Origin of the sequence: Primorskyibacter flagellatus, from assembly GCF_900176485.1 — a bacterium.
GTDB lineage: Bacteria > Pseudomonadota > Alphaproteobacteria > Rhodobacterales > Rhodobacteraceae > Primorskyibacter > Primorskyibacter flagellatus.
The window spans coordinates 170,287-196,005 of the sequence record NZ_FWYD01000002.1 but is presented as its reverse complement, the minus strand read 5'-3'; the positions used below and the strand labels follow the sequence as shown (position 1 = coordinate 196,005).

The 25,719-nt window shown below is 60.7% G+C and carries 22 protein-coding genes and 1 tRNA gene; 14 read left to right on the top strand and 9 right to left on the bottom strand.

Annotated features, from left to right (window positions below; all coding sequences use genetic code 11):
- Window positions 1-8 precede the first annotated feature (8 nt).
- From B8991_RS03840 to B8991_RS03825, 4 genes are all read left to right on the top strand, one after another.
- The gene (locus tag B8991_RS03840) at window positions 9-1,337 is read left to right on the top strand and encodes an amidase (RefSeq protein WP_084350498.1); all 1,329 of its coding nucleotides are present in this window, start codon (window positions 9-11) and stop codon (window positions 1,335-1,337) included.
- Window positions 1,338-1,535: 198 nt separating this feature from the next.
- Complete coding sequence (locus tag B8991_RS03835) at window positions 1,536-2,714, top strand: aminotransferase class I/II-fold pyridoxal phosphate-dependent enzyme (RefSeq protein WP_084350497.1); 1,179 nt, start codon at window positions 1,536-1,538, stop codon at window positions 2,712-2,714.
- 11 nt (window positions 2,715-2,725) lie between these two features.
- A complete protein-coding gene (locus B8991_RS03830) occupies window positions 2,726-5,698 on the top strand; it encodes a DNA translocase FtsK (RefSeq protein WP_084350496.1) in 2,973 nt (990 codons plus the stop codon).
- Window positions 5,699-5,998: 300 nt separating this feature from the next.
- The gene (locus B8991_RS03825; protein ID WP_084350495.1) at window positions 5,999-6,601 is read left to right on the top strand and encodes a LolA family protein; all 603 of its coding nucleotides are present in this window, start codon (window positions 5,999-6,001) and stop codon (window positions 6,599-6,601) included.
- A gap of 43 nt (window positions 6,602-6,644) precedes the next feature.
- Here the strand turns inward: B8991_RS03825 and B8991_RS03820 are convergent, their stop codons facing one another.
- The gene (locus B8991_RS03820; RefSeq protein WP_084350494.1) at window positions 6,645-7,232 is read right to left on the bottom strand and encodes a transglycosylase SLT domain-containing protein; all 588 of its coding nucleotides are present in this window, start codon (window positions 7,230-7,232) and stop codon (window positions 6,645-6,647) included.
- A gap of 252 nt (window positions 7,233-7,484) precedes the next feature.
- Between B8991_RS03820 and hspQ the strand changes: the two genes are divergently transcribed.
- On the top strand, window positions 7,485-7,811 hold the full coding sequence (gene hspQ, locus B8991_RS03815) for a heat shock protein HspQ (RefSeq protein ID WP_084350493.1): 327 nt from the start codon (window positions 7,485-7,487) through the stop codon (window positions 7,809-7,811).
- Between the two features lie 436 nt (window positions 7,812-8,247).
- Here hspQ and B8991_RS03810 read toward each other — a convergent pair whose 3' ends face one another.
- Together B8991_RS03810 and B8991_RS03805 are read right to left on the bottom strand one after the other, a co-directional pair.
- Complete coding sequence (locus B8991_RS03810) at window positions 8,248-8,766, bottom strand: ATP-binding protein (protein WP_084350492.1); 519 nt, start codon at window positions 8,764-8,766, stop codon at window positions 8,248-8,250.
- Window positions 8,738-9,076: an STAS domain-containing protein gene (locus tag B8991_RS03805; protein WP_084350491.1), complete on the bottom strand. Its 339-nt coding sequence runs from the start codon at window positions 9,074-9,076 to the stop codon at window positions 8,738-8,740. Before B8991_RS03805 ends, B8991_RS03810 begins: the two co-directional genes overlap by 29 nt.
- Window positions 9,077-9,174: 98 nt before the next feature.
- Between B8991_RS03805 and B8991_RS03800 the strand changes: the two genes are divergently transcribed.
- On the top strand, window positions 9,175-10,347 hold the full coding sequence (locus tag B8991_RS03800; RefSeq protein ID WP_084351125.1) for a thiolase family protein: 1,173 nt from the start codon (window positions 9,175-9,177) through the stop codon (window positions 10,345-10,347).
- Window positions 10,348-10,375: 28 nt separating this feature from the next.
- Here the strand turns inward: B8991_RS03800 and B8991_RS03795 are convergent, their stop codons facing one another.
- Both B8991_RS03795 and B8991_RS03790 read right to left on the bottom strand, forming a co-directional pair.
- Window positions 10,376-11,080, bottom strand: coding sequence for a response regulator transcription factor (locus tag B8991_RS03795; RefSeq protein WP_084350490.1), 705 nt, complete (start codon window positions 11,078-11,080; stop codon window positions 10,376-10,378).
- Window positions 11,077-12,966 carry a PAS-domain containing protein gene (locus B8991_RS03790; protein ID WP_084350489.1) on the bottom strand — a complete coding sequence of 630 codons (1,890 nt, stop codon included), beginning with the start codon at window positions 12,964-12,966 and terminating at the stop codon, window positions 11,077-11,079. The genes B8991_RS03795 and B8991_RS03790 overlap by 4 nt, the downstream gene beginning before the upstream one ends.
- A gap of 197 nt (window positions 12,967-13,163) precedes the next feature.
- Between B8991_RS03790 and B8991_RS03785 the strand changes: the two genes are divergently transcribed.
- From B8991_RS03785 to B8991_RS03755, 7 genes are all read left to right on the top strand, one after another.
- On the top strand, window positions 13,164-15,137 hold the full coding sequence (locus tag B8991_RS03785) for an AMP-binding protein (RefSeq protein ID WP_084351123.1): 1,974 nt from the start codon (window positions 13,164-13,166) through the stop codon (window positions 15,135-15,137).
- Window positions 15,138-15,282: 145 nt separating this feature from the next.
- On the top strand, window positions 15,283-16,038 hold the full coding sequence (locus B8991_RS03780; protein ID WP_235866549.1) for an ABC transporter ATP-binding protein: 756 nt from the start codon (window positions 15,283-15,285) through the stop codon (window positions 16,036-16,038).
- 93 nt (window positions 16,039-16,131) lie between these two features.
- Entirely contained in the window at window positions 16,132-17,085 is a 954-nt protein-coding gene (locus B8991_RS03775; protein WP_084350487.1) for a branched-chain amino acid ABC transporter permease, read from the top strand.
- A gap of 265 nt (window positions 17,086-17,350) precedes the next feature.
- Window positions 17,351-18,427, top strand: a complete 1,077-nt coding sequence (locus tag B8991_RS03770; protein ID WP_084350486.1) for a branched-chain amino acid ABC transporter permease — start codon at window positions 17,351-17,353, stop codon at window positions 18,425-18,427.
- Window positions 18,428-18,488: 61 nt separating this feature from the next.
- Window positions 18,489-19,781, top strand: coding sequence for an ABC transporter substrate-binding protein (locus B8991_RS03765; protein ID WP_084350485.1), 1,293 nt, complete (start codon window positions 18,489-18,491; stop codon window positions 19,779-19,781).
- Between the two features lie 69 nt (window positions 19,782-19,850).
- Window positions 19,851-20,675, top strand: a complete 825-nt coding sequence (locus B8991_RS03760; RefSeq protein WP_084350484.1) for an ABC transporter ATP-binding protein — start codon at window positions 19,851-19,853, stop codon at window positions 20,673-20,675.
- A gap of 114 nt (window positions 20,676-20,789) precedes the next feature.
- Window positions 20,790-21,962 (top strand): phenylacetate--CoA ligase family protein, encoded by a 1,173-nt coding sequence (locus B8991_RS03755; RefSeq protein WP_084350483.1) that lies wholly within the window; start codon window positions 20,790-20,792, stop codon window positions 21,960-21,962.
- Between the two features lie 138 nt (window positions 21,963-22,100).
- On the opposite strand, the gene ykgO is transcribed toward B8991_RS03755, so the two are convergent.
- Together ykgO and B8991_RS03745 are read right to left on the bottom strand one after the other, a co-directional pair.
- Window positions 22,101-22,226, bottom strand: a complete 126-nt coding sequence (ykgO, locus tag B8991_RS03750; protein ID WP_005850168.1) for a type B 50S ribosomal protein L36 — start codon at window positions 22,224-22,226, stop codon at window positions 22,101-22,103.
- A 77-nt stretch (window positions 22,227-22,303) separates the two neighbouring features.
- Window positions 22,304-22,378 (bottom strand) — tRNA-Val (locus tag B8991_RS03745).
- Between the two features lie 149 nt (window positions 22,379-22,527).
- Between B8991_RS03745 and B8991_RS03740 the strand changes: the two genes are divergently transcribed.
- Window positions 22,528-23,406: an N-formylglutamate amidohydrolase gene (locus B8991_RS03740; RefSeq protein ID WP_084350482.1), complete on the top strand. Its 879-nt coding sequence runs from the start codon at window positions 22,528-22,530 to the stop codon at window positions 23,404-23,406.
- Between the two features lie 87 nt (window positions 23,407-23,493).
- On the opposite strand, the gene lpxK is transcribed toward B8991_RS03740, so the two are convergent.
- Both lpxK and B8991_RS03730 read right to left on the bottom strand, forming a co-directional pair.
- Window positions 23,494-24,498 (bottom strand): tetraacyldisaccharide 4'-kinase, encoded by a 1,005-nt coding sequence (gene lpxK, locus B8991_RS03735; protein ID WP_084350481.1) that lies wholly within the window; start codon window positions 24,496-24,498, stop codon window positions 23,494-23,496.
- On the bottom strand, window positions 24,498-25,718 hold the full coding sequence (locus B8991_RS03730) for a 3-deoxy-D-manno-octulosonic acid transferase (RefSeq protein WP_235866535.1): 1,221 nt from the start codon (window positions 25,716-25,718) through the stop codon (window positions 24,498-24,500). The genes lpxK and B8991_RS03730 overlap by 1 nt, the downstream gene beginning before the upstream one ends.
- Window position 25,719 lies beyond the last annotated feature (1 nt).

Here is a 25,719-nt window from a genome sequence, read left to right as displayed (position 1 = left end):
AAGCAGACATGCAGCAATGGTCGGAACAAAGTGCGGCGGAACTCGGGCGCGGTATTGGCGCGGGCGAGATTGATCCGGTGGCGCTGGCAGAGTTTTTTCTGGACCGTATTGCATCGCATCCGTTGAACGACCGGATCTATGCGCGGCTGACCCCGGATCGCGCCATGGCCGAGGCGGGGGCGGCGTCTGCGCGTGCCAGGGCAGGCCGACGGCTATCGCCGCTGGACGGGGTGCCGTGCAGTTGGAAAGACCTGTTCGACACGGCCGGTGTCGCGACCGAAGCAGGCTCCAGATTGCTGGAAGGGCGGGTGCCTGACCGCGATGCAGAGGTGCTGCGCATAGCGACCGCGATGGGGTTGGTCTGTCTGGGCAAAACCCATCAGTCAGAACTGGCGTTTTCCGGTCTTGGATTGAACCCCATGACGCAGAGTCCGCCTTGCGTGAATGACGAAAGCGCGGTGTCGGGCGGATCATCCTCGGGCACCGCCACGTCTGTCGCCTTCGGGCTTGCGCCGATGGGCATCGGGTCCGATACGGGCGGCTCCGTGCGCGTCCCTGCGGCGTGGAACGATCTTGTCGGGCTGAAGACCACCTCCGGGCGGCTGTCTCTGTCGGGCACAGTGCCGCTATGCACCCGTTTCGATACGGTCGGTCCGTTGACCCGCACGGTCGAGGATGCCGCGCTGGCGCTGGCGGTGCTGGAGGGCAGGGGGCCTGCTGATCTGCGCGGGGCCTCGCTGAAGGGCGTCCGCCTTGCCGATTTGCGCACCATCGCCAGCGACGATCTGCGCGACACGCCCGCCGCCGCCTATAGCGCCGCCGTTGAAAAGTTGCAGGCGGCAGGCGCGGAGGTCGTCCAGATCGACGCGCCGGAGGTTGCCGAGGCAATGGCCGACACGCCCACGCTTTATGCCGGCGAGGCCTATGGCCAGTGGCGTGACACGATCGAGGCCGCGCCGGACAAGATGTTTGCCCGTATTCTGGACAGGTTCCGCGCCGGGGCCGAGGTCTCGGGGCCGGAGTTTGTCGCGGCTTGGCGGCGGTTGGACGCGCACCGCGCCACATGGGCCAAACGCGTGGCCGGGTTTGACGCGGTGATCTGTGCAACTGCACCGAATCTGCCGCCGAATGTCGACCGGCTGATGAACGATCCGGATTACTATGTCTCCGAAAACCTGATGACATTGCGGAATACACGAATCGGAAACCTGATGGGTGGCGCGGGTTTGACCCTGCCCACCGGCGTGCCAAGCTGCGGCATTCTCTTCATGGGCAAAGCTTACGGCGAAGAGTTTCTGTTGCGTCTGGGCAGCGCCGCAGAGGCCGTCTTGCGCTGACCAGACCCGCCCGGCGCGCCAATAGCGGCTGACCTGATGTCAAGACCGCGAGTGCCGGGGCAGAGCCGTCCACAGCCATTGCGATGTTACTGCCACAGCGCTGATTTTCCCCCGGCTTTCTGTGGACGGCCCACGGGCGCTTGGCTATTCTGGCGCAAAGCGGGGCGTTAATGACCCCGCATTTTGAGGCAGTTGAATATGTTTCCCGAGCGGTTCTCGAACCTTCCGGCCTACGCGTTCCCACGCTTGCGGGCGCTTTTGGACCATCACGCGCCCGGCGGCGACGTGGTGCATATGACCATTGGCGAACCCAAGCATGATTTTCCGGCCTGGGTCGCCCAGATCATCGCGGAAAATGCCGCCGGATTCGGGCGCTACCCTGCCAATGACGGCACGCCTGAACTGCTTGAGGCGATTGCGGGTTTCGTAGGGTGCCGCTACGGCGTGACACTGGACGCGGCCACGCAGGTGATGGCGCTCAACGGCACCCGCGAGGGGCTGTATAACGCCGCGATGGCGCTTTGCCCTGAGACTGTGCGCGGCAAGCGGCCCGTCGTGCTGATCCCCAACCCGTTCTATCAGGTCTACATGATTGCGGCGATTTCGGTGGGTGCAGAGCCGGTCTTTGTGCCTGCCACCGAAGCGACCGGCCATTTGCCCGACTATACGCAGCTTGCGCCAGAGGTGCTGGACCGTGTGGCGCTGGCCTATGTCTGTTCGCCCTCCAACCCGCAGGGTGCGGTCGCGAGTGAGGCCTATTGGCGCGATCTGATTGCGCTGGCTGAAAAGCACGATTTCCGCATCATGGCGGACGAATGCTACTCCGAGATCTACCGCGATGCGCCGCCCGCTGGCGCATTGCAGATCGCGCAGGCCATGGGAGCGGACCCGGAGCGTGTGGTGATCTTTCATTCGCTGTCGAAGCGGTCCAACCTGCCGGGGCTGCGGTCAGGCTTTGTCGCCGGCGGGCCGCAATGCATCGCCCGCATCCGTCAGTTGCGCGCCTATTCCGGGGCACCTTTGCCGCTGCCCATTCAGGCCGCCTCGGCCCGTGTTTGGGCGGACGATGCGCATGTTGTGGAAAACCGGGCGCTTTACCAAGAGAAATACGCGCTTGCGGACGAGATCTTTGCGAATGTGCCCGGCTACTCAGGGCCAGAGGCAGGGTTCTTTCTGTGGCTGCGCGTCGGCAATGGCGAAGAGGCGGCCCTGAAGGCGTGGACCCAGACCGGCGTCCGGGTTCTGCCGGGTGCCTATCTGGGCCGCGAAGTAGACGGGGTGAACCCCGCAGAACAGTTTATCCGGGTCGCCATGGTGGCCCCAAAAGAAGAGATGCAGCGCGGGCTGATCCGGCTCTGTGACTGTCTGTACGATTGAGGCGAGGGAAAATGGCATATCAGGCACGGGGGCGTGATCCCCTTTTCGACAGCAACATGCAGGCGGCGATCGAAAAGCGCGGAAAAGAACTGATCGGCGTGCTGCTGGTCATTCTGGGTTGCGCAGCGGCGGCAATGATTGCCAGCTACACGCCGGACGATCCCAGTTGGCTGTCGGCCACGGATGCCCCGGTGCAGAACTGGCTGGGTCGGCTGGGGGCCTCGATTGCCGCGCCATTGTTCATGATCGTCGGCTGGGGAAGCTGGGGGCTGGCCTTGGTTCTGGTCACCTGGGGCGTGCGGTTTGCGCTGCACCGCGGTGATGAGCGCGTCTCCGCCCGCGTGATCTTTGCTCCGATCTGGATTGCACTGGCCGCGGTCTATGCCGCTGGTCAGAATATCGGCCCGGACTGGACCCACAGCTTTGGCCTGGGTGGCCTGTTCGGCGACATGATGATGGGCACATTGCTGAACATCCTGCCTGTCGGCGCGACCTTCGGTCTGAAGCTGGTGCAGCTCTTGCTGGGGGTGGGACTTCTGGCGCTGGGCGCCTTCGTGCTGGGCTTCACCATGCCAGAGCTGCGCAGTATCGGCCGTTTCCTGATAGTGGGTATCGTGATGACCTATGCCACGATCCTGACGCTTCTGGGACGTGGGGCCGGTGCCTCGGTCCGCGCGGCGCAGGCGACACAGACTCGTCTTGCGGAACGTCGTGCCCGGAGCAAGGCAGAGGCTGCCGAGGCCGCTGAATGGGCCTATGCGCAGACCTCCGTTCCCGCACCGGAATTCGATCCCGAAGACTCGACAGAGAAATCCAGCTTCCTCGCGCGGATGCCTGCGCTCATCAAGCGTCCGCTTGACCAGATGCCGGAACCCGAGTTGATCGAGACAGAATCCCATGCCGATGTGGGCGACGGGCCCAGCGATGACCGGATCAAGGCGAAGATCGCCGATGTCATCAAGGCGCGCGTTCGCAAGAACCCTGCCATGCAGGTCAAAAGCGCCGCACCGCTGACCAAGGGACGTGGCCGCGGGCCGGATCCGTTGATCATCACGCCGCGGACTGGTCTGCCGCCGGAACCGCCGCTGACCTCCGGCATGCCGCGCCTTCCGGTGGAACCACCGTTGACCAGCGCAGCCGCAGGTGTTGCCGCAACACCAGAGCCATCCGCATCTCCTGACACGCCAACCCCGCCGCAAACCGGCCGGATCATCACGCCACGCCCGCGTGCCGATATACCCGCTGCGGCCCCCGAGCCGCAGCCTCTGCCGCAAGAGGATGCCGATCTGGACGAGGCAGAGATGCTGGACGATCACTACCATTTCGAGCCACCAATGCAGACTCAACCGCTTCCCATTCCGGATGCAAAGAAAGTCGTGCAACAACCGGTGCGCAAGCCGATGCAGCCTTCGCGCCGTGCGAAGCAAGAGGCGCAACCCAGCCTGAAATTCGAGGACAATCCCGACGGATACGAACTTCCGCCGCTCAACCTGCTGATGAGCCCCGACAAGATCCAGCGCCATGTTCTGGCGGACGAGGCGCTGGAGGAAAATGCCCGGATGCTGGAATCCGTGCTCGACGATTATGGCGTGAAGGGAGAGATCGTCTCGGTCCGTCCCGGTCCCGTCGTTACCATGTACGAGCTGGAACCAGCCGCAGGCCTCAAGGCCAGCCGTGTGATCGGGTTGGCGGATGACATCGCGCGCAGCATGTCGGCGCTGTCGGCGCGTGTGTCCACCGTTCCGGGGCGCAGCGTGATCGGTATCGAATTGCCGAATGAAAACCGCGAGATGGTGTCCTTCCGCGAGATCCTGTCGACTCGCGATTACGGCGATGGCAACCACAAGCTGCCGCTGGCGCTGGGCAAGGATATCGGCGGCGATCCCGTGGTGGCGAACCTTGCGAAGATGCCTCACCTGCTGATTGCCGGGACAACCGGTTCGGGTAAGTCGGTGGCGATCAACACCATGATCCTGTCGCTGCTGTATAAGCTAACGCCGGACGAATGCCGTCTGATCATGATCGACCCCAAGATGCTGGAACTGTCGGTCTATGACGGCATCCCGCATCTTCTGTCGCCCGTTGTGACCGACCCGAAAAAGGCCGTGGTTGCGCTGAAATGGACCGTGGGCGAGATGGAAGAGCGCTATCGCAAGATGTCCAAGATGGGCGTGCGCAACATCGACGGCTATAATGGCCGCGTCGCCGAGGCGCTGTCCAAGGGCGAGATGTTTGAACGTACCGTGCAGACCGGGTTTGACGACGAAACAGGCGAGCCGATCTTCGAGACGGAAGAGATTGAACCCAAGAAAATGCCCTATATCGTCGTGATCGTCGACGAGATGGCCGACCTGATGATGGTTGCGGGCAAAGAGATCGAGGCCTGTATCCAGCGTCTGGCACAAATGGCGCGGGCCTCGGGTATTCACCTGATCATGGCCACGCAGCGCCCATCGGTGGATGTCATCACCGGCACGATCAAGGCGAACTTCCCGACGCGGATCTCTTTCCAGGTCACGTCGAAAATCGACAGCCGCACCATTCTGGGCGAAATGGGGGCCGAACAGCTTCTGGGCATGGGCGACATGCTTTACATGGCTGGCGGTGCCAAGATCACCCGCTGCCACGGGCCGTTCTGTTCGGATGAAGAGGTCGAGGAGATCGTCAACCATCTCAAGGCTTACGGCCCGCCCAGCTATATCGGTGGCGTGGTCGAAGGTCCGGATGATGAAAAAGCCGACAATATCGACGCCGTGCTGGGGCTGAATACCGGCGGCAACACCGATGGCGAGGACGCCCTTTACGACACCGCAGTGGCTATCGTGGTTCGCGACCGCAAATGTTCGACCTCCTACATCCAGCGCAAACTGGCGATCGGCTACAACAAGGCTGCGCGTCTGGTAGAGCAGATGGAGGATCAGGGCATCGTCTCGGCGGCCAACCATGTCGGCAAGCGTGAAATCCTGGTTCCCGAACAGGGCTGATAGGTCTTCGGTCAATAAAACTCATCCGGCACGGCGCACGGGCCTTGGCGTTCCAACACGGCCTTGCCCTGTCGGATGAACCCGCGTCTGCGTAGGGCTGAAATCTGCGATATGCCCCCTGCCGCCCCCTCCCCTGCCGGAACCAACTGTCCGCTGACGGCGTTTTGATGCCTGCGGCGTCGGGCTCCCCTTGATATGCGGCAACGGCGAGGTGATATCTCTGACACACCGGCCGTTATCGCATATCACCGGGTTCGTGCCCTAGATGCGCTGGACAGAAACAACGATTGAGGACGACATATGACCTTTCTTCGCACCTTGGCCGCGGCCAGTGCCGTTGCCTTTCTGGCGATGCCCGCAGCGGCGGAAAAGCTATCTCTGAATGCGATTTCCAACTACCTGAATGGCCTGACATCGGCCAAGGGAGCGTTCACCCAGATCAATGATGACGGTACGATCTCGACGGGTACGATCTATATCAAGCGGCCCGGAAAGGTGCGATTCGAATACAATCCGCCCGAACAGGCGCTGGTGCTGGCCTATGCCGGCGAGGTGGCGATCTTCGACAAGAAGACGGGCCAGGGGCCAGACCGTTACCCGCTGGCCCGCACCCCGCTCAGCATCATTCTGGATCGTAATGTCAATCTGGCACGCGCCAATATGGTGACGGCGCAGGGCTATGACGGCACTGCCACTACGGTGACAGCGCAGGATCCCGACCATCCCGAATACGGAAACATTCAGCTGAAGTTCACAGGTCCGCCGGTGCAACTGCGTCAGTGGATCATACGCGATGACAGCGGCAGCACCACGACGGTTGTTCTGGGGGATCTGGAAGAAGCTTCGGGCCTGTCCAACCGGATCTTCGACATCAATGCCGAAGTCGCCAAGATGAGCCGCTAGGACAATCCCGCAGCGCCGATCCGCCGCGGGAAGCTGCCGCCCGTCAGCGGGCCGCGCGGCAGTTGATCAGTTGCGCCTGATAGGTGTTCGAACGGCTGCCAACCTCGCTTGCGACCCGCACCAGCCACGCTTTGGAATTATAGCTGCCACGGGCAAAGCCGGTATGGCCTTCGTGATAGGCAAGATATTGGTTGCGTGCGTCCCAAAGCTGCACCCCATTCCGAGAGCGGGTCTGGTTCATGTACCAACCCATGAAATCAGTGGCATCGCGGATATTGTCCCGCTTGGCGCTCATCTTTCCGTTGGCGCGACGATATTCATCCCAGGTCGCATCCAGCGCCTGTGAATACCCGTAGGCAGAACTTTGCCGGCCAATGGGAATCACCCCCAGCGAATAGCGCAGCGGGGTGCGGGCGTTGCCGACGAATTTGCTTTCCTGGTAGATCGTGGCCATCTGCACATGGACCGGAACACCCCAACGGCGTTCAGCGGCACGCATGGCGCGAATATATTTTGGGCGCTGGGTGAGGATCGAACAGGCGTTGTCCAGATCACGGGGCGCGGTATAGTTGCCGCCGCCGCAGGACGCGACCAAAATCAGTATCACCATCGCGCGAAGAGTTCTGCTCATCTGCCTCTCGCTTTTTTGTAGTATTTTGAGGGCATGTTAGCTGATCCGGGCGTCTGAGGAAATCACAATCCCGTCGGTCGTGCCGGGCAGTTCAAAATTGTCGCCGCGCAGCCTTTGTCGCCAGAAGGGCGATTTTGACACAAACGTGACTGTAATGGAAAGGTTCACAGTCTGTTTCTATTGGATTCCCGGCCGATATTGGACATTGGGTGGGTGAACAGGCTAAGATTGTATTGAGGGAAACAGGGTTCCATGCATACGCAAAGCGCCAAATACCATCTCGGTCAGGTCGTCCGTCACCGGAAACATCCGTTTCGCGGTGTGGTTTTTGACGTCGATCCGGAATTTTCCAATACCGAGGAATGGTATGAAGCCATCCCCGAGGACAGCCGTCCTGTGAAGGATCAGCCGTTTTATCACCTGTTGGCTGAAAACGACCAAAGTTTCTATGTGGCCTATGTGTCAGAGCAGAACCTTGTTGCGGATTATTCCGGCGACCCGGTCGATCACCCCGATATTTCCGAACTGTTCGGGGCTTTTCAAGACGGCAGCTATGAGCTTCACTTTCAGATGAACTGAGGCAGGTGTCAGCCGAGTGTGGTTAGGTATCTGAGCGTTCGGCGAGACGAGATCACCCCGGTCATTCGACATCTTCTGCGATTGGCCTTGCGGTTCGTCGTTGATTTTGTGCGCGTTCCCCAATGCTCTACAGGGGTCACGGCCTTTGCCTGCCGGGGGCTTTCCGTCGATTTCGGAAAGTACCTTGGCGTCACGCACTGGTGGGGGCTGTAAACGCGTGACGCCAAGGGAAGCTATTTGCAGCTACCCTTTTGTTTTGTCCAATATTCCTGACCGAAATACGGAGCAAATCAGGCCTCTTTGGGGCACAATCCTTTTTGCTTCGCATCAATGGTAATTGCAGGGTGCGGTCCAGGATGGCCGGCTCCGAACCGGATGTGCTCTTTAACGGATGCGCTGTGCGGTGACCGCATGTAGAGCGGCGCGCTGAAGATCTTCAGTTGGCCGGATGTCTGGAAAAGCGCAGCACCAATTCGTTCCAGTTCTCCCGGTGACTATATGTGGCGTCAATAATCAGGGAACGGATCAGAAACCAGCCAAAACCACCCTCGGGCAGATTGGCGATTTCATTCCCGATCGTGGCAGGTTTTCCTGCGGGCAGGCGCAATCCTGGCATCGGGGTTCCATCGTGACGGATGCTGATGCGAAAACTGTCCTCCAGCAACATGATGGATAGCAGGATCTGTCCGTTTTCCCTGTCCCGAAAAGAATGTTCAACGACGTTGTTCAACGCTTCGGCCATTGCGAGTTCAATATTGTTGGTGGCGGTCGGATTTTGTCCGGCATCGGCGACGGCCTGCGCGATACACCCCAGCGTCTTGCGCACGGCATCGGACGTACTTTGAAACGACAGGCTCAATAAGGATCGCGGGATCGAGTCGCACATCTTCGTCGCTGCTTCCAATGCGTTGAAACTGCGGTGGCGTTCAGTTGCTACGTTGGGCAACGGCATCATCGATGGTGTCAAAAATGCCGAAGATTGTATCCATACGGGTCAATCGAAAAACCTTGTCGACATTCGGCGTCAGGGCACACAGGTCCAGAGTTCGGCCGTCTTCTAGCTGCTTCATTGCGGCAACAATTGCGCCAAGCCCGCTTGAATCGATGAAATCCACATTGCACAGGTTCAGGACAATGCGTGCGGGGCCGCCATCACTGACCTCTCGCATCCGGTCCTTGAACTGGATCGCCACGGCGGCATCAATGCGGGCTTCCTCTACGGTGATGATCTGCGTGGCACCAATAATGCTGCTCGACAGGTTCATGTCGTGTCTTCCTGCTTTGTTCCTTGTCAGGTGACACTAGATTCCATTCCTTACTATTCTGTATGCAGGTGTCAGACACATCATTCATGGAGGATCGCATGCACGAAGTCGTCATTACGGGTGCCGCCCGCACGGCAATGGGCGGATTTCAAGGCGCGTTTTCCGCCGTCAGTGCCGCTGACCTGGGTGGGGCTGCGCTGCGCGCCGCTTTGGCACAGTCCGGCGGAAGCACGGTGGACGAGATCCTCATGGGATGTGTGCTGCCCGCAGGGCAGGGTCAGGCCCCGGCGCGGCAGGCGGGGTTTGCGGCCGGTCTGGGCGAAGAGGTGCCTGCCACGACGCTCAACAAGATGTGCGGCTCTGGCATGAAGGCGGCGATGCTGTGCTTTGACCAGATCGCGTTGGGACAGTCGCAGGTCATGGCAGCCGGCGGGATGGAGAGCATGACAAACGCGCCTTACCTGCTGCCCAAGATGCGCGATGGGGCGCGGATCGGGCATCAGCAGGTCGTGGATCACATGTTTCTGGACGGGTTGGAAGATGCCTACGACAAGGGCCGTCTGATGGGCACGTTTGCCGAAGATTGCGCCGAGGCGTTTCAGTTCACCCGCGAGGGGCAGGATCAATACGCGCTGGCCTCTTTGTCGAACGCATTGGACGCCGAACGCAGCGGGGCGTTTGACAAAGAGATCACGCCGGTCACGGTCCATGCCCGCACCGGCGAAGAGGTCATCACCAAGGACGAACAACCCGGCAAGGCGCGGCCTGAGAAGATCCCACAGTTGAAACCTGCCTTTCGCAAGGGCGGCACGGTGACAGCCGCCAACTCGTCGTCAATTTCGGATGGGGCGGCGGCGCTGATCCTGGCGGACAGGTCCACGGCAGAGGCGCAGGATATGCCGATCCGCGCGCGCATCCTTGGCCATGCCAGCCATGCTCAGGCCCCGGCACTGTTCCCCACGGCCCCGGTGCCTGCCGCGAAAAAACTGATGGAGCGGTTGGGCTGGCGGGTGTCGGACGTCGATTTGTGGGAGGTGAACGAGGCGTTTGCCGTTGTTCCGATGGCGTTCATGCATGAATTGGGTTTGCCGCGCGATATTGTGAACGTCAACGGAGGGGCTTGTGCGCTGGGTCATCCAATCGGGGCAAGTGGTGCGCGGATCATGGTGACGCTGCTCAATGCGCTGGAGGCACGCGGGTTGAAGCGCGGCATCGCGGCGATTTGCATCGGCGGCGGTGAAGGCACGACGATCGCGATCGAGCGCCCCTAGCGGCGTTGCTTCCACCCTGCGACAGGTTTCAGCCCTGACGCCAGACAACATCCCCCAGAAAGATATAGCCCGCGCCATAGATCGTCTTGATCAGGCGCGGGTTTTTGGGGTCTTCGCGCAGCTTGGTGCGCAGACGAGAGATGCGGACGTCCATCGCCCGGTCAAAGCTTTCGCCCGCAGCGCCGCCCAGACTTTCCTGCATATGGGTGCGGCTTATCAGACGGTTGGGGCTGTCCAGAAACAGCCGCAGAACCTCTCCCTCGGCATGAGAGAACGGCGTTTCGGTGCCACTGGCATCTTCCAGCACATAGCGGTCGAAATGCGCGGACCAGCCGCTGAATTCCGCCGTATTGGCCGAGGCGCGGGCAGGTTTCGCGCCGCGCAGGCGGGCGCGGATCCGCGCCACCACCTCTGCCGGATCGAACGGCTTGATGATGTAGTCGTCGGCGCCCAGTTCCAGCCCGGTCACACGGTCCTGAACCTGCGCGCGCCCCGAGATGATGATGACAATCGCGCCACGTTCCAGCGCCAGCCGGTGCACAAGGCTTAGCCCGTCGCGATCCGGCAGCCCCAGATCGACAAGGCAGACATCGGGCGTGTTGCGTTGCAAGGCAGCCTCGAACTCTGTCGCGCGGCCAAAGCTCATGGTGCGGAACCCGGCCTCCTCCAATGCATCGGCAAGCATCTGGCGGATCGCCGGTTCGTCATCGAGGATGGAGACAAGGGCAGTCATGCGGCAGATCTTTGCAGCATCAGGAACCCCATCAGTTGCGCCTGCGTGAACGGTTTGGCCAGCACCGGTACGCGGTCCGATGCCTCGCGGTGCAGCGGATTGTCGGGGGGCAGCGACGTCATCAGGCTGACGCGGTGATCGGGCAGAAGGTCAAGCAGTGCAAGCCCGGTTTCGGGGCCTTCCAGCGAAACGTCCGACAGCACCAGGGCAATGTCCGGCAGCCCCTTGGCCAGCAGCACGGCCTCAGCGACCGACGCGGCCTCGACCACTGCATGACCCATATCGGTCAGCATTTCGCGGACGCCTGCCCGCAGGTCGGGACTGTCCTCGACAAGCAGGACAAGACCGGGCGCTGGCGTGGTTTGCGCCCGGCGCAATGGCAGCCGCAAGGTGACACGCGCGCCAGTGTCGGAATTGCCCAGTCGGACCTCACCGCCCGCCAGCTTTGTCATGTCGTACACCATCGCCAGACCCAGCCCCATGCCCTCGCCACCCTTGGTGCTGAAGAACGGATCCAGCCCATGTGTCAGGGCCTGATCCGAAAATCCCGGCCCCGTGTCGCTGACAACAAACTCGGCCCAGGTGTCCATATGGGGGCGGGCGTGAAGTGTGATCTGGCCGGCCCCGCAGCAGGCATCGCGGGCATTAAGGATCAGATTGAGGATCGAATCCTGCAACATTCCCGGATCCAGCAGCAAAGCTCCGGAAAACGTATTGTCCACGGTCAGCGACAGCCCATCGGACAAGGAGGGCGTGACAAGGGTTTGCAGATCGCGCAGGAACTGCGGCATGCAGGTCGGTTCTGGCGAAAAGGCGCGGTGGCCAGTCATGTCAGCAATCCGGTGCAGCAGCGCACCGCCGCGCCGTGCCGCCTGAACCGTGCCGGTGACAAGCGGTTCGGCCGTTTCCGGCAGGTCCAGCCGTTGCAAACGTGATTGCATCCCAAGGATGATCGTCAGAAGGTTGGAAAAATCATGCGCGAGGCCGGATGTCAGTTGCGCCCCCAATTCTCGTTTTCGGGTCTGTTGCAGCGCAGCCCGCGCCTGCGTTTCCTCTGTGACGTCCATCGACAGGATATAGACACCATTGTCGGACTGATCGGGATTGAAAGCCGCCCGGATCCGCCGGGAACTTCGGATATCGGTAAATTCGAACGTTGATTGCTGTCCCTCAAGGGCAGCCGTCAGATAAGGTTCTACCGTTGCGAAAGCCTCTGGCCCCAGCGTTTCCGAGATATGCAGACCGAGGATTTCCGACGGCCGTCCCGGAATCACCGTGCTGAGGCGCCGGTTCGAATAGGTGTAGCGTCCATCCGCATCAAGATGCGCGATATGCGCGGGCATCATCTCTGCCACCAGCCGGGTGCGGGCCTCCATTTCGGTCAATTCGCGCTTGGCTTCCTCCAGAGCGGTGACGGTGGCGGCGAGTTTGCGGTTCATCGCCGAAAGCTCTTCTGACCGGGCCAGAACCTGATCGGACAGATGTTCGGAATGTGTGCGCAGAAGCTCTTCCTGCCTGCGGGTCTGGGTGATGTCGGTATAGACCGTGACCCAGCCCCCCTGTGGCAGCGGCGCGCCCTCGACGCTTATGACGCGCCCATTCGCGCGGGTGCGCTCCATGTAATGGGGCTCGAACGCCAGCGCCTGTTCGACACGAATGCGCACGAAGCCCGCGGCATCGTCGACTTCGCCATACTCGCCGCACATCACCAGATGGCGGACCGTATCTTCAAATTCGGCACCGATGGTACACAGCGCCTGCGGCAGGTTGAACATTTCCTGAAACCGCCGATTGCAGACGACGAGCCGCAGATCGCTGTCGTAAATCGTCAATGCTTGCTGAATCAGGTTCAGCCCGGCGCGGGTCATCGCAACTGACTTTTGCATGGTGCGTCCTCTTTACCCTTTATGGCTAGCACCGGGGGCGGGCATCGCAAAGCCCGACATGGCGGCTGTTACAATTCGTAAGAATTGGGAAATGTTCAGGAAAAAGTTGACCGGCAGCGTGGGCACTGTCCAAATGGACATCAGAACCGCAGCAAGTGGTCTTGTTCGGCAAAGTCCGGACGTTGGGAGGACTGAATTTGGCACATCTCACCGAGGGTGTAGAGGGTTTGCGCTCGATTCCTGCGCTGCTTGGGCGCAATGCCAAGATCCATGCCGATTCGCCTGCATATCGCGAAAAGGAATACGGCATCTGGCAAAGCTGGACATGGTCCGAGGCAGAGCGCGAGATCGAGGCGCTGGCACTGGGCCTGTTGAAGCTGGGTGTGAACGAGGGCGACTTTATCGCCATCATAGGCCGCAACCGGCCCTATCTTTACTGGTCAATCGTCGCGGCGCAGATGGTGGGGGCGGTTCCCGTGCCGTTGTATCAGGACGCCAGCGCCGAAGAGATGGCCTATGTGCTGGGCCATTGTGGCGCGCGTTTTGTGATCGTTGCCGATCAGGAGCAGGTCGACAAGGTGATCGAGGTGCAGGAAGGGCTGCATCAGTTCGAGCATATGATCTATCTCGACCCGCGCGGCCTGCGCAAATACGACCACAGCCATTTGCATCAGTTCAGCCAGGTTCAGGATCAGGGACGTGCCGCGCGTGAGGACTTCAGCGCCGAACTGGAGCGCCGCCAGGCGGGCAAGAATTACGACGACATTTGCGTCATGCTGTATACGTCTGGCACGACCGGAAAGCCCAAGGGTGTCGTGCTGTCGAACCGCAATATCATCGAGACGGCCAAAAATTCCGCCGAGTTCGATCATTTGAAGACGGATGACGAGGTTCTGGCCTATCTGCCGATGGCCTGGGTGGGCGATTTCATCTTCTCGATCGGGCAGGCCTATTGGACAGGGTTCTGCGTGAATTGTCCCGAAAGCCCCGAGACGATGATGACGGACCTGCGCGAGATTGCGCCCAGCTATTATTTCGCGCCGCCGCGCGTGTTCGAGACACAACTGACCAGCATCATGATCCGGATGGAGGATGCCAGCCCGTTGAAAAAGCGGCTGTTTCATCACTTCATGTCCCGTGCCCGCAAGGTCGGCCCGAAGATTCTGGATGGCGAGCCGGTGGGGCTGCTGGACCGCCTGCACTACAAGCTTGGCGAGGCTCTGGTCTTCGGTCCGCTGAAGAACACGCTGGGGTTTTCCAAGGTGCGTGTGGGCTATACGGCAGGTGAGGCGATCGGTCCGGAGATCTTTGATTTCTACCGGGCGCTCGGGATCAATCTAAAGCAGCTATACGGGCAGACGGAGGCTTCGGTTTTCATCACGCAGCAGCCCGATGGGCAGGTGCGGTCCGATACCGTGGGAGTGCCTTCGCCGGGTGTGGAGATCCGCATCGCCGAGAATGGCGAGGTGTTCTATCGCAGCCCCGGCGTGTTCGTGGAGTATTTCAAGAACGCGGACTCAACTGCCGATACCAAGGATGCGGAGGGGTGGGTGGCGACCGGCGATGCGGGCTTTATTGAAGAAAGCACCGGCCATCTGCGGATTATCGACCGCGCCAAGGATGTGGGCGCGATGGCGGATGGTGCCATGTTCGCGCCGAAATATGTCGAGAACAAGCTGAAATTCTACCCAAACATCCTTGAGGCGGTGGTGATGGGGGCTGGACGCGACCGGTGCTGTGCCTTCATCAACATTGACCTGACGGCGGTCGGAAACTGGGCCGAGCGCAACAACATTGCCTATGCCTCCTATCAGGAACTGGCCGGACATAGCCGCGTTCTGGATATGATCCAGGCGCATGTCGAGGAAGTGAACGCGAGCGTTGCACAGGACGAGATGTTGTCGGGCTGTCAGGTGCATCGGTTTCTGGTTCTGCACAAGGAGTTGGACGCCGATGACGGTGAGTTGACGCGGACCCGAAAGGTGCGGCGCAAGATCATCGGCGAGAAGTTCGGCGATCTGGTGGAAGCTTTGTATGACGGGTCAGACAGCATCTATACCGAGACCGAAGTGACCTATGAGGACGGCCGGAAGGGCAAGATCAAGGCGACGCTGGAGATCCGCGATGCCAAGGTCATGCCGGTGGCACCCAAAGCGATGGCGGCAGAATGACGTGTGACGTGCGCCTGCGGCGACACCCCACCCGCCATCCCGCGAACGCGCTGGGCAGACAGTTTGATGTGAACAAGGGGGACGGGCGGTGAAAGATACCGAAGGATACGTCACCGCAGATGGTCGCCAGATTGGCGGCGTGCTGATGGAAATGCGGAACATCACGCTGAAATTCGGCGGTGTGGTGGCGATCAAGGATATCTCTTTCGACATACGCGAAGGTGAGGTTCGGGCGATCATCGGGCCAAACGGTGCGGGTAAATCGTCGATGCTGAACATCATCTCGGGCTTCTATACGCCGTCCGAGGGCGAGGTCTGGTACAAGGGCGAGAAACGCCCGCCGATGAAACCCTATGAGGTCGCGCGGCAAGGCGTGGCGCGGACTTTTCAGAACATCGCTCTTTTCGAGGGGATGACGGTTCTGGACAATATCATGACCGGGCGGCTGACGCATATGAGTGCGGGGCTTGTCTCTCAGGCGATGTGGTGGGGCAAGGCACGCGACGAAGAGATTGCCAATCGCGAGAAGGTCGAGGAAGTCATCGACTTTCTGGAGATCCAGAGCATTCGCAAGACCCCGGTGGGGCGTTTGCCATACGGGTTGAAGAAGCGCGTGGAACTGGCGCGGGCGCTGGCGGCAGAGCCGTCGATCCTGCTGCTGGATGAGCCAATGGCCGGGATGAATGTCGAGGAGAAAGAGGACATGAGCCGCTTTATTCTCGACGTGAATGATGAGTTCGGCACCACCATCGCGCTGATCGAGCATGACATGGGTGTGGTCATGGATATCTCGGACCGGGTCGTGGTGATGGATTACGGCAAGAAGATTGGTGATGGCACGCCTGACGAGGTGCGCAACAATCAAGACGTGATCGACGCATATCTGGGAGTGCAACATTGAGACATCGCAGACCACCTGTCCCGGGCTTGACCCGGGACCTTGCGGCCCAAGCTGAGAGGCCCTGGGTCAGGCCCGGGGCGGGGAGTGAAATACATGTTGAATGACATTTTTGTAGCGCCGTTCGTGGACATGTTCGCAGCGCCGGACTTTCTAATGCAAGTGCTGTGGGAGGGGCTGGTCTCGGGCATCCTGTATGCGCTGATCGCGCTGGGCTTCGTGTTGATTTACCGATCCAGCCGGATCTTCAACTTCGCTCAAGGCATTATGGTGGTCTTTGCTGCGCTGACGCTGGTAGGGCTGCACGCAATGGGTGTGCCTGCGTGGATCTGCATTCTGCTGACGCTTGGTGTGATGTTCGTTCTGGCGGTGGTTGTCGAGCGGGTTGTCCTGCGGCCATTGGTGGGCCAGCCGGATATCATTCTGTTCATGGCGACCATCGGGATCACCCTGTTCCTGATCGGACTGGGCGAGATCATCTTTGGCGGCGAGAACAAGGTGATGATCACCGCAGAACTGGGGATTCCCACGGGCTCGGTCCTTCTGGAACCATTTGGCGGGCTGCTGATCCTGGAGCAGAAGGATATTACGGCGGTTATCGTCGCGGCATTGCTGGTCGTCGGGTTGCTGATCTTTCTCAACAAGACCCGCATGGGCCGCGCGATCCGGGCGCTTGGGGATGATCATCAGGCAGCCCTGTCGGTCGGTATTTCATTGCAGACGATCTGGGTTCTGGTCTGGTTTATCGCGGGCATCATCGCACTGGTGACGGGCATCGCCTGGGGTGCGCGGGCCGGTGTCAGCTTTGCTCTGGAGGTGATTGCCTACAAGGCGCTGCCGGTTCTGATGCTGGGCGGTCTGGAATCCATTACCGGGGCAATCGTCGGCGGGTTGATGATCGGAATGCTGGAGAAACTTTTCGAGATCTATTGGGGTCAGCCGCTGCTAGGGGGCAATACCGAAACGTGGTTCGCCTTTGTACTGGCGCTGATCGTTTTGTTGTTCCGTCCTCAGGGTCTGTTTGGCGAACGAATTATCGAGAGGGTTTAGCGACCGCCGGAGGCACGTTCGGGAGCCTCCGGCGGGAGTATTTGGCACCAAGAAGAAGCATGGGTGCGCAGACTAGAAGGTGGCAGTTCGGGACGTGGCAGTTAGACGCTTTTGGCAGATCCCGAGATGCACGACGCGTGTGATGATTGTGGTTCTGCTGGCTGCTGCGGGGCCGACGTGAAGAGGTGGAGCGCTGGCGCGCCGACCAGAAGACCGGATTGGGCGTGATGGCAGTTGTCGCGCTGGCAAGGAAAGAGATCAACGGATGCTTTACAGAACAGCCGGACAATTCAAGACAAGCTATACTGCGGATCAGGCACTGTTCCCGATCCGGCAGGATGCCTATCTGCTGGGAATTATCCTGATCTTTGCCTGGGTGGTTTTCCCGTTGACCGCCTCGGAGTTCACCTTTCAGACATTGCTGATTCCGATCCTGATCTATTCGCTGGCGGCGATGGGGCTGAACATCCTGACGGGCTATGCCGGACAGCTGAGCCTTGGGACAGCGGCCTTTATGGGCGTGGGCGCCTATGCCTGCTACAAGATGGTCACGATCATGCCGTGGATGAATCCGGTGGTGGCAATCCTGCTGTCGGGTGTGTTCAGCGCGGGTGTTGGCGTCGCCTTTGGCATCCCCAGTCTGCGGATCAAGGGGTTCTACCTTGCGATCGCCACGCTTGCGGCGCAGTTCTTTCTGGTGTGGCTGTTTGAGAAATGGGCGTGGTTGTACAATTACAACGCCTCCGGCGCGATCCAGGTGCCCAATCTGAAGATGTTCGGCGTATATATCGCCGGGCCGCAGGCAGATTCGATGATCCAGTATTTCGTCGTTCTCGGCATCGTGACGTTGCTGACCTTGCTGTGCATCAATCTGACCCGTGGCAATCTTGGGCGGACCTGGAAAGCGACGCGCGACATGGACATCGCGGCAGAGCTTATCGGGATCAACCTGATGAAATCCAAGCTGACGGCCTTCATGGTGTCGTCCTATGTGGTCGGTGTGGCGGGCGCGCTGTTCGTGTTCATGTGGCGCGGCGCGGCAGAGCCGAACCTTTTTGACATCCCGCTGAGCTTTCGGATCCTGTTCATCGCCATCATCGGTGGGTTGGGGTCCATTATGGGGAATTACCTTGGCGCGATCCTGATCGTCGGGCTGCCGGTGGTGCTCAACACCTTGCCGCAAACCCTGGGCATCCCGATTTCATCTGCCATGGTCGAGCATCTCAACATCATGATCATCGGCTCGCTCATCATCTTCTTTCTGATCATCGAACCGCACGGGCTGGCCCGGCTTTGGGCGCTGATCCGCGAGAAACTGATCATCTGGCCGTTTCCGTACTAAGCGGACGGCCCAAGAAACCAAAAAAACCAAAAATTGTCGAAATCCAATGGGAGGAATATAGATGAAACGCTTTACCAGACTGGCCGCCGCTGCGGTGATTGCGTCGCTTGGTGCGGGCACCGCAATTGCCGAAGGGCTTTACACGCCGAACCTCAGTTACCGGACCGGGCCTTTCGCGGCCACCGGCATTCCGTTGATGAACGGGCAGGCCGACTATATGGCGATGCTCAACGCGCGCGATGGTGGCATCGGCGGTGCAATGATCGACTTTGAGGAATGCGAGACCGGCTATTCGACCGAGAAAGGTGTCGAATGCTACGAAAAGACCAAGGGCAAGGCGATCGTGACGCAGCCTTGGTCGACCGGTATCACGCTTCAGGTTTTGCCCAAGACCAATGTTGACGAAATTCCCATCCTCGCGCCCGGCTATGGCTTCTCGCCGATGGCCGATGGCAAGGTCTTTCAGTGGGCGTTCAATATCCCGGCAGGATATTGGGACGCTGCCGACATGATCGTTCAGTATATTGAAGGACAGGGGTCACTGGATGGCAAGAAGATCGTCTTCCTGCATCTTGACCACCCGTTCGGTAAAGAGCCGCTGCCTTTGATGGAGTCTCTTGCCGAGCAGAAAGGCTTTGAACTCGTGCCGGTTCCGGTCGGACTGAAGGAAATGCAGAACCAGTCGGCACAGTGGTTGCAGATCCGCCGCGAACGTCCCGATTACGTTGTGATGTGGGGCTGGGGCGCGATGAATGCAGGTGCCATCACCGAGGCCGTGAAGACCAAATTCCCGATGGAAAACATGCTGGGCGTCTGGTGGGCCGGGCATGACGCTGACCTGAAGATCGTCGGCGAAGACGGCAAGGGTTACAAATCGATCAGCTGGTCCTTCCCCAATGCCGATGCGCCGGTCATGGCCGACATCAAGAAGCACGTCGTGGATGCCGGAAACAGCCAGTCCAACGAGGAGGAAATGTCCGGTGTGTTCTATTCGCGCGGGATCATCATCTCTGCCATTCTGGGTGAAGGCATCGCCACTGCGCAGAAACATTTCGACACCGCCGAGATCGACCCCGGTCAGCTGCGCTGGGGACTGGAGAACATCAACATGACCGAAGAGCGGATTTCCGAACTGGGCCTTGATGGCATGGTTCCGCCGTTCTCGACCTCTTGTTCCAACCACACCGGGCATTCCGGCGGCTGGATGCTGGAATGGGACGGAGAGAAGTTCGTGAAAGTGTCCGATCTGCTGACCGCGAATGTCGACAATTATGCCGAACTGATCGCGTCGAGCGCCTCTGAATATGCGGACGCCAACGCGCCTTGGCCGGTGAACGAAGACTGCGAGGGCTAAACGCCCCTGTCCCGGCGGCGGCGCATGCTGCCACCGGGAAATCTGAACTCCTGCAAGAGAAGTAGACCCATGCCGGACGCCGAAAACACGCAAGAGATGCTTCTTGAGGTCAATAATATCGAGGTGATCTACAATCACGTGATCCTCGTGCTGAAAGGTGTGTCCCTGTCAGTTCCCAAAGGCGGGATCACCGCTTTGCTGGGCGGCAATGGCGCGGGCAAGACGACGACGCTCAAGGCGATCTCAAACCTGCTGCATTCCGAACGCGGCGAGGTTACCAAGGGATCCATCATCTACCGCGGCGAAAGCGTACAGGACCGTGATCCCGCCGAGCTTGTCCGCAAGGGCGTCATTCAGGTGATGGAGGGGCGGCACTGCTTTTCGCATCTGACGGTCGAGGAAAACCTGATGACCGGCGCCTATACGCGGCGCGATGGGCGGGCCGCAGTCGAACGGGATCTGGAAATGGTCTACGACTATTTTCCGCGTCTGAAGGAGCGCCGCAAATCTCAGGCCGGCTATACCTCGGGCGGGGAGCAGCAGATGTGCGCCATCGGGCGCGCGTTGATGAGCAGACCCGAAACGATCCTGCTGGACGAGCCGTCTATGGGTCTGGCACCGCAACTGGTTGAACAGATTTTCGGCATCGTCAAATCGGTGAACGAGAACGAGGGTGTCAGCTTTCTTCTGGCCGAACAGAACACCAACGTGGCGCTGCGCTTTGCCCATTACGGCTATATTCTGGAAAGCGGGCGGGTGGTGATGGACGGACCCGCCGCTGAGTTGCGCGAAAACCCGGACGTCAAGGAATTCTACCTGGGCATGTCGGACGAGGGCCGAAAATCCTTTCGCGACGTGCGCAGCTATCGCCGCCGGAAACGGTGGCTGGCATGACCGGCCTTTGGTGAACCACATGATCTGGCCACTTCAATCCGGTCTTGGGATGTCTGCCAGCCTTGGCGCTGCAAGTCTTGATTTCAATATACGGCCCATCAGGGGAGACGCGGCATGACGATCTTTTTCGACGAACTGGAAACCCGCAGTCAAGATGCGCGCGAGGCGGCGCAGTTGCAGGCGCTGAACGCACAGCTTCAGCGCAACGGGTATGATCCGGTCACGGATCTGGGCGGATTGGCGGCGTTGCCGGTGCTGCGCAAATCCGAACTGGCCGCGCGGCAGGCAGAGAATCCGCCTTTCGGCGGATTGCCCGTGTCGGGTTTCGCGCATGTATTTCAATCGCCTGGGCCGATTTATGAACCGGGGGGCGTGGGCCATGACTGGTGGCGCATGGGGCGGTTCCTGCATGCCTGCGGCATCGGCGCGGGTGATGTTGTGCAGAACTGCTTTGGCTATCACCTGACCCCGGCCGGCATGATATTCGAGAATGGCGCGCGCGCCGTGGGGGCCACCGTGCTGCCCGCTGGTACCGGCCAGACAGAGCTTCAGGTGCAGGCCGCGCAAGCCGTGGGCACCACCGCTTATGCGGGCACACCGGATTATCTCAAGCTGATCCTCGACAAGGCGGGCGAGATGGGTGTTGCGCTGAAGATCACCAAGGCGGCGGTCGGGGGCGGGGCGCTCTTTCCCTCTCTGCGACAGGAATATGCCGACCGGGGGATCACTTGCATGCAATGCTATGCCACTGCCGATCTGGGGCATGTCGCCTATGAAAGTCCGGCGATGGAAGGCATGATTCTGGATGAGCATGTCATCGTGGAAATCGTCACCCCCGGCACCGGCACGCCGGTTCGGCCCGGCGATGTCGGCGAGCTTGTCGTCACCACGCTCAACCCCGATTATCCGTTGATCCGCTTTGCCACGGGCGATCTGTCTGCTGTGATGCCGGGCCGCAGCCCCTGCGGCCGTACCAACACAAGGATCAGGGGCTGGATGGGGCGCGCCGACCAGACCACCAAGATCAAAGGCATGTTCGTGCGTCCCGAACAGGTGGCGGCCCTTGTTGCGAAACATGGCGAAATAAGCCGCGCCCGCGTCATCGCCACCCGAGACGGCGAGATGGATGTGATGACCGTGCAGTTGGAAAGCGACGCGCCTGCCGTAGAGGATTATGCGAAATCGGTAGCCGAGGTGCTGAAACTGAAAGGTCAGATAGAGGTTGTTGCCAAGGGCACCCTTCCCAATGACGGCAAGGTTATCGACGATCAGCGGGTCTATGAATGACCTGACACTGGTTTTGTCGTGGTCCGGCTGCGATTGCGCCTGAGCGTCTTTTCCACCCGTTCAGCCGGACACGAAAAAGGCCGCCCCGTCGGGGCGGCCTTTTCGCTTGTCCCCGCAAGGGGGCCGCAAAAGCGGTCTTCAGCCCTGGCGGGCTTTGAACCGTCGCTGGGTCTTGTTGATAACGTACACGCGGCCCTTGCGACGCACCACACGGCAATCCCGGTGGCGGTTCTTGAGCGAGCGGAGCGAGTTTCTGACCTTCATTGGGTCTCTCCTGACGTCGCGGCGCGCAAGCGCCATTGGTTGCGGGTGCCGCCGTTTGCACGGTGGCGGTGAATTCATGGTGGGCGGTACTGGGATCGAACCAGTGACCCCTACGATGTCAACGTAGTGCTCTACCGCTGAGCTAACCGCCCATGAAACCGATGCAATATACGTGCCCCAACATGAATGGGGCGCGGAAGCCCGCGCCGGTAGAGGGGTCTTTAAAAGGAGTCGCAGACAAGATCAAGGGGCTTTTGGCACAGCATGAAACCGGGCTATGCTAATGCGAAGAGGAGAACCGATGCCGAAGGCCGCCTATCACGTCATGCACCCGGACGCACGCACATCCTGCGTGGTCTTCGCCTCGCCGCATAGCGGTCGGGATTACCCTTGGTCGTTTCTGCGCAGCACGCAGCTGGATGAACATTCGATCCGCACGTCCGAGGATGCGTATGTCGATCAGCTGTTCGAATGCGTGCCACTGTTCGGGGCACCGTTTCTGAAGGCCGGCGCACCGCGCGCGTTCATCGACTACAACCGCAGCGCGGAAGAGCTTGACCCGGCCCTGATCGAGGGTGTCCGGCGCTCTGTTCACAACCCGCGTGTTGCGTCGGGACTTGGCGTGGTGCCGCGCGTGGTGGCCAATGGCCGTGCCATCTATCGTGGCAAGCTGCCATTGGCAGAAGCGCATCGCCGCCTGACCCGTTACTGGCAGCCCTATCACGAACAGATGCAGACGCTTCTGGATCAGGCACAGCAGCAGTTCGGTCAGTCGATACTCGTGGATTGTCATTCCATGCCGCATGAGGCGGTAGACGGCATCACCCGTTTCGGGGCGCGTCGCCCGGATATTGTGCTGGGCGACCGGTTTGGGGCCTCCGCCGATGGCGGCGTGGTCGATAGGGTAGAGGCCGCCTTTACCGCCGCCGGGCTGTCCGTGGTGCGCAATGCGCCCTTCGCGGGTGCGTTTATCACTCAGCACTACGGGCGTCCGAACCGGGGGCAGCACGCTATCCAGATCGAGATTGATCGCGCCATCTATCTTGATGAAAAGGCAATCCGGCCGAACAGCGATTTCCACGAGTTCCGAAAACTTCTGCGTGGCGTGATTGCCGACATTGCCCTGATCGGCCAGCCTGCGATTGAATTGCCCACCGACAGACCGCTCGCGGCGGAATGAGCGGCGATCGTCGGGACGCCTGTCGCGCCGCAAAGGTTGCGGGATGGTGGGCGAGATGAGGCGCATTTCCCTACGCCGAATGGCGCATCAAGCGCCGGATGATGGTCCCAAAACACGGTCAAGCGCCCGGTCCAGAACCATCCAGTCGGGGATCTCCAGCCGGACGGGCAGCGTCACCACCTTCTGCCGAAAGTTTGCGGGTAGGCGGACGGCGTCTTTCTCTGTGGTCACAAGCTCGGCCCCCAGCAAGCGCGCCTCGGTCTCCAGCCGGGCCATCAAGGCAGGCGTCAGTGGCTGGTGATCGCTGAGCGCCTCTGCCCGCATCACGTCGGTGCCCAGGCCGCGAAGGGTTGCAAAGAATTTCTCGGGATGGCCGATGCCCGCAAATGCCAGCGCGCGGGTGTCGGCCCAATCCATCCCGGTGGGCAGCGGTTCCAGCGCGCCCGCTATCTGCGGGACGGTGATCGCGTTGCCCCACGTCTCTGTAAAACGCCGCTGTGCGGGTGCTGCGCCGATGGACAGCACCAGATCGGCCCGAGAGATACCAGCTTCTACCGGCTCTCGCAGGGGGCCTGCGGGCATGCAGCGCCCGTTGCCGAACCCGCGGGCGGCATCCACGACGACAATGCTGAGATCCTTCTCGATGGCAGGGTTCTGAAACCCGTCATCCAGAACGATCACATCTGCGCCATCCGCAATTGCCGCATGGGCACCGGCGGCGCGGTCCCGCGCGACCCAGGCCGGACAGAACGCCGCCAGCAGCAATGGCTCGTCCCCGACCCGCGCTGCGGTATGCGCAACGGGATCCACCCGCAGCGGTCCCGGCTCTGACCCGCCATACCCGCGGGACACCACATGCGGGCTGTGGCCTTTTTCCATCAGGCGTTGCACCAGCGCGATGGCGGTGGGGGTTTTGCCAGTCCCGCCGGCATTGATGTTGCCAATGCAGATCACCGGCACCGACAGGCGTTTTCCCGCTTTTGCCACGCGCCGTGCCGTGACCGCCGCAGTGATCCGCGACAGTGGTGTCAGCAGGCGCGCGCGCCAGCCCGGAGCGTCGGGCGAATTATCCCAGAACAGCGGCGCCTGCATCAATCCTCCTCCGCCGCGTCCAGCGCCTCGTTGAGAAACGCGATCACCTGATTGGTCAGTTCTGCCCCTTCCGAGACCACTTCCCACCCCGCATGGGCCATCTGGGCGGCGCGATCCGGGGCAATGAGCTGTGCTACGGCGGCGGCCAGCGTTTCAGCGTCCCGGACGACGCGGGCTGCCCCCGCTTTTGCAAGCCGCGAATAGCTTGGCAAATAAGACCCCACATCGGGGCCGTGCAGGACCGCAGATCCCAGAGCTGCCGCTTCGAACGGATTGCGCCCTTTCTGGCCCGTCAACAGCGAGGATCCGACCAGACTGACCGGTGCCAGCCTGTACCACAGGCCCAGATCGGCAATGTCCACGACCAGCAGGATCTCTGTCGCTTCGTCGGGCTGTTCGCCGATGTCCCAGCAGGCATGACGCAACGCACTTTCTTCAATTTTATTGAGGATAATTCCGGCATCGACACCCACTTCGGGTACGATCACCAGAAGCAGCCGATGCGCCAGCCGCCTGATCTGCCGAAAGGCGTTCAGTACGATGTCCACTTCGTTCGCCTGGACCCTTGCGGCCAGCCAGACCGGGCGCCCGGACAACATCGCAGCCGCGTCGGAATGATCGACATCGTTACAAGGCAACGGCAACGGTGTTTCCAGAAGTGGGCCTGCGACGCGGATCGAATTGCCGCCCAATCCAAGCCGTCTGAGGCGTCGCAGGGCGTTGCCATTGACTGCGAAGTGCCTGTCGAACAGCCGCAACGTCGAGATCACGGTGTCAGGTAGCCATCGCAGCGCAGGGGTGGAAAACGCTTTGTCCTGAATATCAAGAAGCGCCAACGCACAGCCGCGTTCCGCCGCGGCCCGCAACAGGGCGGGGCGCAATTCCGATCCGGTCCACAAGCAGGTAGTCGGGGACCAATGCGTAAGAAATGCGGCTGAATCCGCAACAGTGTCGGGGGGCAGACGTAGGCAGATCACGCCGGCCAGATCATGTCTTGGCGGTTCGCCATTGCAATAGGTCAGCAGGCAGAAGAACCCGTTGCGCTGCTGCCCCAGCCGCTGGCAAATATCCGACAGCGCCCGCAGTTGGCTTGCGTCCTCGGCATGTGCCCAGACCAGCGCCCCTGCCGGGCGGCTTGGCATTGGCGCGCTGCTGATCTCGGACGCGCGGCCACGCGACAGGGCAAGGTAGGCGGCAAGGCTGAGCGGAGCGCGGGCCAAT